Source organism: Bacillus sp. AFS001701, from assembly GCF_002559405.1.
GTDB lineage: Bacteria > Bacillota > Bacilli > Bacillales > Bacillaceae_G > Gottfriedia.
In genome coordinates this window covers 36,908-50,997 of record NZ_NTZO01000059.1, presented here as the reverse complement: position 1 = coordinate 50,997, position 14,090 = coordinate 36,908, and the positions used below count along the sequence as shown (strand labels likewise).

The window sequence follows — 14,090 nt, the reverse complement described above, 5'->3', positions numbered from 1 at the left end:
TTAATTTAGATTCCAGTCTTATCATTATCTTTTCAGAAAAAATAATACTAATTATCCTAACAGAAAAAATACTTTTATGCGAAAGAAAAGATGAACTTTTATTGAATTATTAACAAAACTGTATCATTTTTACAATAAAAGACATGAAAAACCTCTAATGAATCATTAATTAGCTAGTTCTAAAAAGTGGCAATACATATGATAAAATGAAGATGCATAAATATTTGTCCATAAACAATTTATAGATAGGAGCGATTAGATGACTGAAATGATTCCATTAGTTTTCTCACTTCAAAACAAAAAGATTACAATCATCGGTGGAGGAAAAATCGCTTTTCGAAAAGCAAAAGCATTTATAAAAAGTGGTGCACAAATTACGATTATTAGCCCTCAACTATGTGTTGAATTTAAACAGTTACCTACAATAAAATGGATAAAAAAGTATTTTGAAAAGGCTGATCTAACTGGAGCTCACATTGTTATTGCTGCTACAGACGATAAAAATATAAATAAATTCGTCAAAGATTGTACATCAGATTTCCAATGGTTTAATGATGTAAGTGATCAAAATAATAGTGATTTCCATACACCGGCAGTGGTTCGTAGAGGAGACCTTATTGTATCAGTCTCAACTTCAGGTAAAAGTCCAGTCCTATCAAAAAAGATAAAAAAGGAACTAGATACTTATTTTGACGATCATTATAGTGAAGTCGTGGATGAATATGCAATTGAACGAAAAAAACCAGTCATAGAGTAAACTCATATGACTGGTTAGAAGTACAGAGTGTCTGCCTTTATTGTTTTTTCAACTTAGCTAAGGCTTCTGCAAATGGGTTATTAAATGGTTCATCCTCTTGTTTGTTCTGTTGCTTTAAATATTTTTGAACATCTCGTTTAGAAACTTTACTATTTTTTTCTTTCGAACGTCGATCTTTAAAAGTAGAAAGTTTTTCTCTATGCCCACATGCACATACAAAAATTTGACCTTCTCCTTCGCCTCTTAGCTCTAAACGTTTGAAACAGTTAGGACATCTCGTGTTAGTTGACTGTGAAATTGTTTTACGATGACCACATTCCCTGTCCTGACAAACTAACATTTTTCCACGTTTACCATTTACTTCTAACATAAGCTTTCCGCAGTCGGGACATTTAGTGCTAGTCATGTTATCATGCTTAAATTTTTGTTCAGTTTGTTTTATTTCTTTCACAGCATCTGAAGAAAAACTAATCATTTCACTCATAAATTTTGATTTAGCTAATTTACCTTTGGAGATGGCTTGAAGCTTCTGCTCCCACTCGGCTGTTAAGGCAGGTGACTTCAAGGCTTCTGGAACAAGGTTTAATAATTGCTTGCCTTTATTTGTGATGAAAATATCTTTTCCCTTTTTTTCTATTAAAAAGCTACTGAAAAGTTTTTCAATAATATCCGCTCTTGTTGCAACTGTTCCCAATCCACCTGTTTCGCCTATTGTCTTCTTCAAATCATTACTATTACCAGACATAAAATGGACTGGATTTTCCATCGCACTTAAAAGTGTGGCTTCATTAAAGTATGCTGGTGGTTTCGTATGCCCTTTAGTTTCAATAACTTTAGCTACTTCAATACGCTCATTCTCATTAATAACTGGTAATCGTTGATCCTCTGTACTATCAAGATCGTCTTCGTCTTTAAAGACTTCTTTCCATCCCAGTGATATGACCCTTTTACCTTTCGCAACAAACATCTCATTCTCAATTTCTGCGATAACTTTTTCTTGTTCATATACATACGGAGGTAGTAAAACTGCTAAAAATCTTCTTACGATTAAATCATATATTTTAAATTCTTTTGAAGAAAGTTCACTTATTATAGGTGCCTGCTCTGTTGGTATAATCGCATGGTGATCTGAAACCTTATTATCATCTACAAATGATTTATTTACTTTAATCGGTTGATTCGTTAACTTCATAATGATTTTTCCATAAGGTTTGATGTTACATGCTAATAAACGTTCCTTTAATGTATCAACTAAATCTGATGATAAGTATCTAGAATCAGTTCGCGGATACGTAACAACTTTATGGTGCTCATATAGCTTTTGCATGATGGATAAGGTTTCTTTAGGTGAAAAGTTAAATCGTTTATTCGCCTCTCTTTGGAGCTCAGTTAAATCATAAAGTTGCGGAGCAAAAGATTTTTTTTCAGCAGTCGAAACTTCCTTAATCTTTAGCTGTTTTCCTTTTATCGCTCCAATAATTTTTTGTAATTCATCGGACGTTTTAATTTTTTGGTCATTCGACTTACGATTTTGCCACGTAAAGGTTACATTATTTGCTAATACTTGTAAACCGTAATAAGTTTGTTGCTTAAATTCTTTTATTTCCTTTTCACGCTCTAGAATCATCGAAAGTGTCGGAGTTTGAACCCTACCACATGAAAGTTGAGCATTATGCTTACAAGTAAGTGCTCTTGTTGCATTAATCCCCACGATCCAATCTGCCTCAGCTCTTGCTACAGCAGAAAGATATAAATTTTCATATTCCTTACCATTACGTAAATTTTCAAAACCCTTTTTTACTGCCTGATCTGTTGCAGAAGAAATCCACAGTCTTTTAATTGGTTTATTAACCTTTGCCAATTGAAGTATCCATCTTGCAACAAGCTCACCTTCTCGCCCTGCATCCGTTGCAATAACGATATCTGAAACATCTTTTCTTAATAATTGAGTTTTTACAGCTTGGAACTGCTTGCCTGTCTTTTTAATAACAACAAGCTTTAATTTATCTGGAATCATTGGTAAATCTTCTAAATTCCATGACTTATATTTATTATCATATCCTTCAGGATCAGCCAAAGTTACAAGATGCCCTAATGCCCAGGTCACAATATACTTTTTACCTTCTAAAAAACCATTACCTTTTTGATTGCACCCTAGCACTTTAGCTATATCTCTAGCAACTGAAGGCTTTTCCGCTAATACTACTGTTTTGCTCATATCATACTCCTTAGTTTATTTACAATTTTCTTATTTACTAACTTTAACACTAAGAACAGGGGAAAGGGAAGTGAACGGAATATAATCAAGGAAAACTTAAATTACAGGATTAGAGATCGAGAACAAGTTATATGAATATAACATTTTAAAAAATACATTAATTCTACAAAATTTCTATTTTCTCTTTTATTCTACCTAATTTTACTATATTCCCTGTTCTTCCTGTTTTTTCAACAAATGTTCTTTTTTTGCTGAAAATTGACGTTTTATTTTACTAAGAAAACAAAGGAATTCACTCTCTATATGGCAAATTTAGTAATTAATTCCATATATAAGGAGAGAGACAATGATTAATAAGATTGTATCTGTAATTTTAGGGGTATTTTTATTCCTATTACCCACAGCCAACGCGACTTCTTTTTCGCAAAGTTTTAGTGATGATGAGTTATCAAATTATATAGATAATCTAAATTTAAACACTACTGAAGCCACATTTGGACAATCTATTGAAGTTGGATTAACGACTAAAGAACATTTCAACAATGTAACTCTCACATTTAAAAACGGGACTAATTTAACGGAAGTATTACTAAAAAACCCATCGTCTTCTGATCTTTACTATGCTGGAAAAATAGGTGTTACAGCTTCTTTTATAAAAGGTACTTATCAACTAAGTTCAGTTACACTAGATGACCAAACTCTAGCCGTTTCAGACCAGACTATTAAATTTATGATTAAAGATTTACCAACTCCAAAAATTAACCCAATTACAAATAAATCTACATCCATTACAGGAACCTTTTTAGCAAACAGTAGCCTTCAACTATTCAACAATAATAAACTTGTAAGCACTGTACAAACGGATACAAAAGGCAATTTTAAATTCAATACTAAACCTCTAAAAGAATTTACTAAAATAAATGCAGTTGGTGTTTCAATTGGATTAAAAAGTAAAACTGCTACATCATATGTTTCAGATGTAATCGCACCTTCTATCACTTCCATACCTTCAATATCAGATCAATCACAAAGCATATCAGGTAAATCGGAACCGAACGCTGATGTTCTCATTTACTTAAATAAGAAAGTATTAGCAAAAGGTAAAGTTAACTCGGCAGGTAAGTTTACTATTAAAATGGCGAAGCAAAAGGCAAACACAGTACTTCAAGTCGTTGCAGTTGATAAGAGTAAAAATCAAAGTAAACCTGTTTCAATTCGTGTGTTAGATCGTACTGCACCTGCTGCACCTACAATCCAAACAGTTAAAGAAAATGCCACTATCATTAGTGGAAAAACCGAACCAAATGCTTCTGTTAAACTGTATCTAAACGGTAAATATACAGCTAAAACGGCTGCAACAAAGAATGGTAGTTATAGTTTTAAGGTCAGTAAATTAAAAGTATTTACTCCTATAAAAGTACAGTCAATTGACACTGCTGGAAACCAAAGTAAGCCTTCATTTACTGAGGCAAAGAGCTCCCAACCTCTTTCGAATGGGCAGCTAATTATTGTTAATACAAAAACAAATAAACTTTCATATTACAACAAGGGAAAACTAGTAAAAACATTTAGTGTAGCAACAGGAAAAGCCTCCTCTCCTACCCCTACTGGAAAGTTTAAAATCTTAAACAAAATTAAAAATAGACCTTGGTATAAGGAAAATATTCCTGGCGGAGCTCCAAATAATCCACTAGGTAAAAGATGGATGGGCTTAAGTATGGGTAGTTCCCCTGGAAACTCATATGGAATACACGGAAATGCTAATGAGAGCTCAATTGGTAAATCAGTTAGTCACGGCTGTATTCGAATGCATAACAGTGAGATTGAATGGTTATTCGATCAAATAAATGTTGGAACGACAGTTATAATTGCAAAATCTTCTAGTACTAATGGGCAGATTGCTCACTCATATGGAATAGCGATCGCGTAAAAAGCAAACCTTCTCGGTTTGCTTTTTTTATAGTTTAATAGATTGTTCTTTCGTTTTTCTAAAAGCATTCTTTTCACTTTTCACTGATAATATTTAGTAAAAAGGAAATAGTTAGAAAGGGGTAATTTTATTTTGAAGAGGTATCTACCTATACTTATTTTGTTTTTTGGTATTCTCTATATCTTTTTTATTCCTTCAGAGCCTGTAAGCATAAAAATATTATTTAAGCTAATTCCAATGGTGTTGATTATCACTTATGCCTTTTCACAAATCCCTTATCAATCAACTAAATATCGCGCTCTTATACTTTTAGGTCTTATTTTTTGTATGATTGGTGACGGAACGTTAATATGGTTTGTTATCGGTTTAAGTGCTTTTCTAATTGGGCATTTGTTTTACGCTACCGGTTTTATATCAGGATGGAAATTTTCAATTTATCGCGTACTATCGATTATTCCAATTGCAGTTTATGCGTATTTTCTATGCTCTAATTTAGTAAGCTCTTTAAACGAAAGTGGTCAGGAAAATTTAGTTATTCCGGTAATAGCCTATTCAGTAGCAATTTCAATGATGGTGTTTACTGCCATAATGACTGGAAACAAATGGGCAATTTTGGGGAGCCTATTATTTATCATTTCAGATTCGATCTTATCGTGGGACCTATTTGTAGAAAGCGTTAAATTTGGTCACGAATTAATCATGATCACCTACTACTCCGCACAGTTTTTAATCGCTAAAAGCATTTTAAATAGAAATAGAGTTGCGTAATATTTTACTTTCAAATAAAGAAAGAACTACAATGTAAATATAGCCTCTCTTCATTAAAAACAAAAAATGAAAGCGCATTACATACGGATTATGAAATGTAAAAAAGGAGATTTTCATATGAAAAATGAATTAATTAATCGTTTAATTAGTTATGCAAAAGTTGATACACAATCAAATGCAAGTAGTGAAACATGCCCTTCTACACCTGGCCAATTAATTTTGGGCCGCATGCTAGTGGAAGAGTTAAACAAAATTGGATTAGTTGACGTAACAATGGATGACAATGGTTATGTAATGGCTACACTTCCGGCAAATTCCGACAAAGATATTCCGACAATTGGATTTTTAGCACATTTAGACACAGCGACAGACTTTACAGGAAAAAACGTTAACCCTCAGCTAGTTGAAAACTATGATGGAAACGACATCGTTTTAAATGAAAGTTTAAATGTTGTATTATCTCCAAGTCATTCACCAGAGTTAAGTAAATATGTAGGTCATACATTAATGACAACTGATGGAACAACATTACTTGGTGCAGATAATAAGGCTGGTATTGCTGAAATTATGACTGCGATGGAGTATTTAGTTCAACATCCTGAAATCAAACACGGCAAAATAAGAGTCGCATTTACACCAGATGAAGAGATCGGTAGAGGCCCACATAAATTTGATGTAAAAGCATTTGATGCTAAATATGCTTACACAATGGACGGTGGTCCACTAGGAGAGCTTCAATACGAGAGCTTTAATGCTGCAGGTGCAATGATTACAGTAAAAGGTAAAAATGTGCACCCAGGTACTGCTAAAGGTAAAATGATAAATTCTATGAAAATTGCCATGGAAATAAATAATTTATTACCTGTAGAAGAAGCGCCAGAATCAACTGAAGGTTACGAAGGCTTTTATCATCTAGTATCAATTGAAGGTGATGTAGAGTTAACAAAAATGCATTACATTATTAGAGATCATGATAAAACAAAATTTGCTAATCGAAAAGAGACATTGTCGAATATTGTGAATCAAATAAAAGAAAAACATGGTGAAAACAGTATTATTTTAGAGTTAAAAGACCAGTACTATAATATGGGTGAGAAAATCTTACCTGTTAAAGAGGTTGTTGATATTGCTCACGAGGCAATGACAAACCTAGAAATTACACCAATTGTAGAACCAATTCGTGGGGGTACAGATGGCTCACAGCTTTCATATATGGGACTACCTACTCCAAATATTTTTACAGGCGGAGAAAACTACCACGGTAAATTTGAATACATCTCAATTGACAATATGGTTAAAGCAACGAATGTTATGATTGAAGTAATCAAATTATATGAACAAAAAGAGACTTCAAAGTAAAAAAGTAGGACTGACATCTTTCTGTCAGTCCATTTTTTTACTTAATTTTACGAATAAATACGACCTTTAAATAGTTACCTTCTTTAAACTGTTTAGTTGTTTTAAAATCATTAGGTAGGCTGAATTCCTCCATTAATTTATATTGCCCGCCTAATTCTTTAAACGCTGTGTCAATAAACCCTTTAAATTTATTCATTCCAAAAGTACTACAGTTCGTTGAAGCAACAATTACACCATCATTTTCTGTAATCGTAATCGCTTCTTTCAGCAGGTTCTTATAATCCTTTTCGGCACTAAAAGTATGTTTTTTAGATCTTGCAAAGCTTGGTGGATCTAAAATAACCATATCAAATGAAAGGTTCTTTTTAACTGCATATTTAAAGTAATGAAATACATCCTCAACGACTATACTCTCGGTAGCAGGATCGATTCCATTAATTTTAAATTGTTCTTTTGTTTTTTCTAAACTCCTATTTGCTAAGTCAACACTAGTAGTCTTACTTGCCCCTCCAGCTGCTGCAAAGACTGAGAATGCCCCTGTATAGGAGAAGGTATTTAAAACTGTTTTTTCGTAAGCATATTTATCTCGAATTAGTTTTCTAACTTCACGCTGATCCAAAAATACGCCTACCATTGCGCCATCATTTAAATAAATTGCGAAATTAACTCCATTTTCCTTTACGATAATAGGAAATTGACCTCTTTCCCCCATCACAAAGTCATCGTCTTCAATGTACTGACCTTTTGTATCAAAGCGCTTTTTCTGATAAATCCCTTTGAATTCGACAATATTCTTTATTGCTTGAATAACCCAATCTTTGAATTGATAGATTCCTTCGCTATACCAACTAATCAAATAAAATCCATCAAAAAAATCGATTGTTAATCCACCGATCCCATCGCCTTCTCCATTAAATACTCTAAACGCTGTCGTATCAGAGCTATTATAAAAATGTTTTCGGTCTTCGATTGCTTGTTTAATTTTATCTTCAAAGAACTTAGGACCAATCTTTTCATGCTCCTTCAGGCTAAGAATCCACCCTAAACCTTTATTTTGCTTTCCGTAATAACCCTTTCCAATAAAACCATTACGTTCATCTACTAGATTAATTATTGTTCCTTCATTAATGAAATCTTTACTATTCACGATCGATTCTTTTGAAATTAGTGGATACCCGTTTTTATAATCTTTTACAAACTTTTGTTTAATTTTTAGATTCATTTCTTTATCCATAAGCCCATCCATTCATTCTCTTTTTTACTCATTATTTCCATAATCAATTATTATAGTGTGACCTGTTAGACAAAACTGCAGATTGTGGTAATATAAAATCTTTTCTATGAAATAACCGCTAAAGCCATTTCACGCACAACTGCTATCAAGTCTTTTATTATAACATGACAAACAAGCAAATAACTTAATCTCTCTTTTTCTTAGCAAGAATGATAGTAGTCTTTAAATTTGATGCATAAAATCATCTCTTTCATTTAAAGTCTTAGTGATTTACTCTGCTAGTTATTTTAATATTACTATCTTGAATACCTTTTGATGTTGTTGTATAAGTGGCAATACTAAAGTAAGCGCCAAATGATTTAGGTCAGAACAAATCTTGTTCAAAGTGAAAGGGAATACATTATGGAAATTATTAATGAAACAACACAAATAGAGGACTTAAAAGAGAATAATATAATAGGGAACCCTAAACTAACAAATTCAAAAATAATATTTAGAGGAAAAGGAAATCTTTTATATTGTGATAATGAAAATGTTCATTTAGTAAATAGTAATATTGAGTTTAATGGAAATGACACAATTATTTTTCTTTGTAAAAATAGGTTTAATTATATACTCAATGCAATTGTTTACAATAATTCCGTATTATTTTTTGGAAGAGATAATTATTTTAACAACAAGTTAAATATAATTATTTCAGAACAAAAAAATGTTATTTTAGGAGAAGGTTGTTTATTTTCATTTGACTGTTGGTTTAGAACAGCGGACCCTCATCTAATTTATGATTCTTTCACGAAGAAAAGAGTTAACCCAAGTAAAAGCATTTATATTGGCGATCATGTTTGGATTGGTCAACATGCGTTCATTTTAAAAGGAACTCAAATTGGTTCAGGTAGTATTATCGGAGGCATGTCATTAGTTAGTGGGAAAAAAATTGAATCTAATTCTTCATATGCGGGCAATCCAGCAAGAAAAATTGGAGAATCGATTTTTTATACTAGTGACAGCGTACATGCGTTTACAGAATCAGAAACACAAAGTCATGATGTTTTTGAGAGTGACGAATTTATTTATTCATATAATCAGAATGAGGCGCTCCCATTTTCTTCAATTGAAAAATCATTAACAGAATTTAAGTTGGTTTCAGAAAAACTTGATTTTCTATTAGAGAACTTGCAGATGAACCGAAACAAGAACCGTTTTTTCATAGGAAAAACTATTGTTAAGCAGAGTCTTGTAGAGAGAATTAAAAAGAATGTATATAAGTATTTACTGTTAAAGAAGTAAAGTCGCACACTTTGGTTTAATAAGAGAAAAGTAAAGCCCACAATAGTCACGAACCTTAAAATAGAAATGTAAAAGGCTGAGTTATTTTCTTGGAAATAGCTCTTTTTTTCATGTTGTCCTATTAAGCCATTTTTCTATATTTCTTTTTACATAATTAGATGGAACTAACCACGTAAAATTTTTGCCTTAAAAAACACCCCTTAAAGGTGATGTTTCCAAAACACAGGGTTTCTTCTACATCAACTTTAAGGGGTGCAGTCTAAATTGAATAAGGCTTTAACTTCATTCATTAACCTGTTGAATTCTTCGAGCAAAGTCAACAAATTTGAACTTATCAGGGCGATGTCTAGATTGACCGTATTGTAATAGAGAACCATCGTCTAAATAGACGAAAGTATTTACAACTACTACCATATCATAGCCATCTAAATCTAAATATTTTTGGTCATCTTCTGTGCAAGCTTGTACTACAATTTCTTTTTTTGCAAAGCCAATATTTAAGTGTAGAGTATTTTCTATATAGTCAAATATTGACCCTTCGCAAATTGACCTTGAAAGTTTTTCGACATATGCACTATTGTAATACTCTTTGTCTAAAATTATTTTTTTTCCATCGATTTTTCGAGCTCTAACTACTTTCCAAATCGCTGTTTGGTCATCTATTTCTAGTTGTTCTCTTATAAACTTACTAGGCAACTTCTTTTCAAGAATTTCTACAATCGTTTCTGCTTCTCTACCGATTTGGTTTGATAATTCTTTAAAACTAATTAAACCTGTTACCGGGAAATTTAATTTTGCAGTGTCTAAAATAAACGAACCTTTACCTTTGACTTTATTTATATAACCGTTTTGCTCAAGCATTTGTAATGATTTTCTAATTGTATCTCTAGAAACATCAAATTGCTCCATTAATGACTTTTCAGAAGGTATTTTACTACCAACAGTAAAAGCCCCTTTTTCAATCTGTTCAATTAACTTATGATAGATCGAAATATACTTTGCGTTCATTTTCATCACCTAGAAAAATTTTATTATATTCTCACATTTTTCTCAAGAAGGTAACAAATAGACTCATATGGGCGCAACGTAAATTCGGTTAAATCCTGACTAAAATCATTATAATTTGAAATTAATACCTGTTTGTTGTACTCCCCAATAGCAATATCTTCTGGTAATTTAAAAAGTGTATCTTCGCCATAAAAATTATTAACGACTAACAACATTTGATTACCTAACTTACGAGTGTATGCAAAGATTTGTTCATGATTTAGCAATAAAGAATCATACGTACCTTTTGAAATAATGTCGAATTCTTTTCTTAATTTAATTAGTTTTTTATAATGATGAAACACTGAATCTTCATCAACTAGAGACTTTTCGACATTTATTTGTTCGTAATCTTTTCCTGTTGAAATCCAAGGTGTCCCAGTTGTAAATCCTGCATGTATTGAATCATTCCATTGCATTGGCGTACGTGAATTATCCCTTGATTTGCTCTTTAAAATGGCTAATATTTCTCTTTCGGGAACCCCATTTTCTTTTAATATTTTATAATAATTTAAGCTTTCTACATCTCGATAGTCTTCAATTGAATCAAATCTAGGATTAGGCATTCCAATTTCTTCACCTTGGTAAATATATGGAGTTCCCCTTAATAAATGCATTGAAGTAGCAAGCATTTTGGCTGATTCTTTATGATACTTTTGATCGTTTCCAATTCGTGAAACAATACGCGGTTGGTCATGGTTACACCAAAATAAGGCGTTCCATCCATTTCCAGATTGCATACCTTTTTGCCACTGATCCAGAATTGACTTAAGTGACATAAAATCAAAATCCATTAATGACCATTTTTGCCCATCTTTATAGTCAATTTTTAAATGATGAAAGCTAAAAACCATCGATAACTCATTCTCAGACGGATTTGAATATCGAATACAATGGTCGATTGAAGTTGAAGACATTTCACCGACAGTAATGATTTCTTCGTTCTTACCAAACGTCTCATTATTTAATTTCTTTAAATACTCATGAATTCGAGGTCCGTCTGTATAGTATTTTCTGCCGTCACCTGTTTCGTCATCAACCATAACTTCTGGCTTAGAAATCAGATTAATAACATCCAAACGAAATCCTTTTACTCCTTTATCAATCCAGAAATTAACGATATCGAATATTTCGTTTTGTACCTCATCATTTTCCCAGTTTAAATCTGGTTGGGTTTTATCAAAGAGATGCAGATAATACTCATTTGAATTCTCAACTTTTTCCCAAGTTGAACCACCAAATTTGGAGATCCAATTCGTTGGCTCTTTTCCGTCCTTTTCTTCTCTAAAAATATAATAATTTTTATATTTTTTATCACCATCAAGGGCTTTCTTAAACCACTCATGTTCTGATGAAGTATGATTAAATACCATATCCAGCATTATTTCTATATCACAACGTTTCGCAGCCTTCACCAATTCATCAATATCTTCCATTGTTCCGTATGCTGGATCAATATTTCGATAGTCCGCGACATCATAACCATTATCATTTTGAGGAGATACATAAAATGGAGTAAGCCAAATGTAGTCAACACCTAATTCTTTTAAATAATCAAGCTTTTTTGTAACTCCTCTTAAGTCTCCAAAACCATCTCCATTTGAATCATAAAAAGACTTAGGATAAATTTGGTATACGACACTGTTCTTAAAATCCTTCATTTTGATAATCTCCTTGATTTATAAATAAATTCGAAAGGAAGGAAAATAAATTTCCTTCCCCTTAAATAATTATGAGTTTTTCACTAGCAGTTTTTTCTTGTTAAAGATAATCGTTAAAATGAATGGGACAACAACTGCAACTAGCATAGCGATTGAAAACATTCCAATATGTTTAGGCTGAATAGATAAAATTGCTGGAAGACCTCCAACACCAATTGAATTCGCCATTACACCTGTACCAACTGAAACAATAGCAGCTATACCAGAGCCGATCATAGCAGCTAAGAATGGATATGCATACTTTAAGTTAATACCAAACATTGCTGGCTCTGTTACCCCTAAGAAACAAGAGATAGCGGCAGGAATTGATACTTGTTTTTCTTCTTCATTCTTTCTATTTAAATAAATGATTGCTAAAACAGCTGAGCCTTGTGCGATATTTGATAAAGCGATCATCGGCCACAGATTCGTTCCGTGAAGCTGACTCATTAGTTGAAGATCGATTGCGTTTGTCATATGATGCAATCCAGTTATAACTAGTGGTGCATAGAAGAATCCAAAAACTAAGGCAAATAACCATCCAAATGAAGACGTTAATCCTGAATAAACTAAATGTGAGATAACTGAACCGATTTTCCAACCAATCGGACCTAATACTATATGTGCAATTAACACTGTTGGTACTAGTGCAAAGAACGGTACCACAATCATGGAAATTGCACTTGGAACGATTTTTCGAATATTTGTCTCTAAAATCGCTAAAGTGAAACCGGCTAAAATAGCTGGAATAACTTGCGCTTGATAACCAATCATATCGATTTTAGCAAAACCAAAGTCCCAAACTGGCGGCACAGCCCCGCCTGCTACTGCGTATGCATTTAGTAGTTGTGGTGAAACAAGTGTAATACCTAAAACAATCCCTAGAATTTGAGTCGTACCCATTTTCTTTGTAATTGACCATGTTATACCAACTGGTAAGAAATGAAAAATGGCTTCACCAATCAACCATAAAAAGGAATGTGTACCTGCCCAAAATTGAGAGGTTTCGACAAGTGTTTTAGTACCATGATCTAATAGTTTAATATCCCCAATTATGTTACGGAATCCTAAGATTAGACCCCCTACAACAATAGCTGGAATTAATGGTGAAAAGATTTCCGCTAAGTGAGCAAGTATTCTTTGAATCCATGTCATATTTTGCCTTGCAGCTATTTTAGCTTCATCTTTTGACGTTTCCTCTACCCCAGCTAATTTTACAAATTCATTATAAAAAATAGATACTTCATTACCGATAATTACTTGAAATTGCCCGGCTTGCGTAAAAGTTCCTTTAACTATTTTAATTTCTTGAATCATTTTTTCATCAGCTTTTTTAACGTCTTTCAGCACAAAACGCATTCGTGTTGCACAATGAGTTACTGTAGCGATGTTTTCTTTACCACCAATGTACTGAAGTAATTGTTTTGCTTCATCACTAAATCGGCTCATGATATCCCCTCCTCGAGCAATCTATATATATATTTTATAAATCCATCCTGTACGTACAAGATTAGTATATTCTTGTACGTACAGGATTGCAAGCGTTTTTTTGTAAACGTTCTCACTCCTTATTAATTTCCATGGAAATCGATAGTCAAATTATTACTAATAAACTTTATTAGACTAATAGCGCATATCTTCCGAATAAGCAGTTTAATGTCTCAAACCTAAGTGCTTGGCCTCAATTTAAAACTACTGCCTTCAACTAAGTGAAAATTACTATAACCAAGTAATAGCAGACTATACTTTATTTCGCGATTTAAGACATACCGAAAAGGTACTATAAGAAA

Annotated in this window: 10 protein-coding genes; 5 read left to right on the top strand and 5 right to left on the bottom strand. The window is 32.6% G+C overall.

What is annotated here, in order from left to right; all coding sequences use genetic code 11:
* Positions 1 to 259: 259 nt before the first annotated feature.
* Positions 260 to 757 carry a precorrin-2 dehydrogenase/sirohydrochlorin ferrochelatase family protein gene (locus CN514_RS05265; RefSeq protein ID WP_098231700.1) on the top strand — a complete coding sequence of 166 codons (498 nt, stop codon included), beginning with the start codon at positions 260 to 262 and terminating at the stop codon, positions 755 to 757.
* Between the two features lie 37 nt (positions 758 to 794).
* Here the strand turns inward: CN514_RS05265 and CN514_RS05260 are convergent, their stop codons facing one another.
* Positions 795 to 2,975 carry a DNA topoisomerase III gene (locus CN514_RS05260; protein WP_098231699.1) on the bottom strand — a complete coding sequence of 727 codons (2,181 nt, stop codon included), beginning with the start codon at positions 2,973 to 2,975 and terminating at the stop codon, positions 795 to 797.
* A gap of 346 nt (positions 2,976 to 3,321) precedes the next feature.
* On the opposite strand from CN514_RS05260, the gene CN514_RS25540 reads away from it, so the two are divergent.
* From CN514_RS25540 to pepT, 3 genes are all read left to right on the top strand, one after another.
* On the top strand, positions 3,322 to 4,905 hold the full coding sequence (locus CN514_RS25540; RefSeq protein WP_176525802.1) for a L,D-transpeptidase: 1,584 nt from the start codon (positions 3,322 to 3,324) through the stop codon (positions 4,903 to 4,905).
* 132 nt (positions 4,906 to 5,037) lie between these two features.
* Positions 5,038 to 5,673, top strand: a complete 636-nt coding sequence (locus CN514_RS05250) for a lysoplasmalogenase (RefSeq protein ID WP_098231698.1) — start codon at positions 5,038 to 5,040, stop codon at positions 5,671 to 5,673.
* A 117-nt stretch (positions 5,674 to 5,790) separates the two neighbouring features.
* Complete coding sequence (pepT, locus tag CN514_RS05245) at positions 5,791 to 7,032, top strand: peptidase T (protein ID WP_098231697.1); 1,242 nt, start codon at positions 5,791 to 5,793, stop codon at positions 7,030 to 7,032.
* Between the two features lie 37 nt (positions 7,033 to 7,069).
* Here pepT and CN514_RS05240 read toward each other — a convergent pair whose 3' ends face one another.
* Complete coding sequence (locus CN514_RS05240; RefSeq protein ID WP_098231704.1) at positions 7,070 to 8,266, bottom strand: class I SAM-dependent rRNA methyltransferase; 1,197 nt, start codon at positions 8,264 to 8,266, stop codon at positions 7,070 to 7,072.
* A gap of 402 nt (positions 8,267 to 8,668) precedes the next feature.
* Between CN514_RS05240 and CN514_RS05235 the strand changes: the two genes are divergently transcribed.
* Complete coding sequence (locus CN514_RS05235) at positions 8,669 to 9,553, top strand: acyltransferase (RefSeq protein ID WP_098231696.1); 885 nt, start codon at positions 8,669 to 8,671, stop codon at positions 9,551 to 9,553.
* Between the two features lie 282 nt (positions 9,554 to 9,835).
* Here CN514_RS05235 and treR read toward each other — a convergent pair whose 3' ends face one another.
* The 3 genes from treR to treP all read right to left on the bottom strand — a co-directional run bounded on the left by treR (position 9,836) and on the right by treP (position 13,749).
* On the bottom strand, positions 9,836 to 10,561 hold the full coding sequence (gene treR, locus CN514_RS05230; RefSeq protein WP_098231695.1) for a trehalose operon repressor: 726 nt from the start codon (positions 10,559 to 10,561) through the stop codon (positions 9,836 to 9,838).
* Between the two features lie 23 nt (positions 10,562 to 10,584).
* Positions 10,585 to 12,261: an alpha,alpha-phosphotrehalase gene (treC, locus tag CN514_RS05225; RefSeq protein ID WP_098231694.1), complete on the bottom strand. Its 1,677-nt coding sequence runs from the start codon at positions 12,259 to 12,261 to the stop codon at positions 10,585 to 10,587.
* Positions 12,262 to 12,330: 69 nt separating this feature from the next.
* Entirely contained in the window at positions 12,331 to 13,749 is a 1,419-nt protein-coding gene (gene treP / locus CN514_RS05220; RefSeq protein WP_098231693.1) for a PTS system trehalose-specific EIIBC component, read from the bottom strand.
* Positions 13,750 to 14,090: the final 341 nt, after the last annotated feature.

Excerpts from the sequence above, each read along its gene's own strand:
- CN514_RS05265 (WP_098231700.1), top strand. The coding sequence starts at position 260 with ATGACTGAAATGATTCCATTAGTTTTCTCACTTCAAAACAAAAAGATT.
- CN514_RS05260 (WP_098231699.1), bottom strand. The coding sequence starts at position 2,975 with ATGAGCAAAACAGTAGTATTAGCGGAAAAGCCTTCAGTTGCTAGAGAT.
- CN514_RS25540 (WP_176525802.1), top strand. The coding sequence starts at position 3,322 with ATGATTAATAAGATTGTATCTGTAATTTTAGGGGTATTTTTATTCCTA.
- pepT (WP_098231697.1), top strand. The coding sequence starts at position 5,791 with ATGAAAAATGAATTAATTAATCGTTTAATTAGTTATGCAAAAGTTGAT.
- CN514_RS05240 (WP_098231704.1), bottom strand. The coding sequence starts at position 8,266 with ATGGATAAAGAAATGAATCTAAAAATTAAACAAAAGTTTGTAAAAGAT.
- CN514_RS05235 (WP_098231696.1), top strand. The coding sequence starts at position 8,669 with ATGGAAATTATTAATGAAACAACACAAATAGAGGACTTAAAAGAGAAT.
- treR (WP_098231695.1), bottom strand. The coding sequence starts at position 10,561 with ATGAACGCAAAGTATATTTCGATCTATCATAAGTTAATTGAACAGATT.
- treC (WP_098231694.1), bottom strand. The coding sequence starts at position 12,261 with ATGAAGGATTTTAAGAACAGTGTCGTATACCAAATTTATCCTAAGTCT.
- treP (WP_098231693.1), bottom strand. The coding sequence starts at position 13,749 with ATGAGCCGATTTAGTGATGAAGCAAAACAATTACTTCAGTACATTGGT.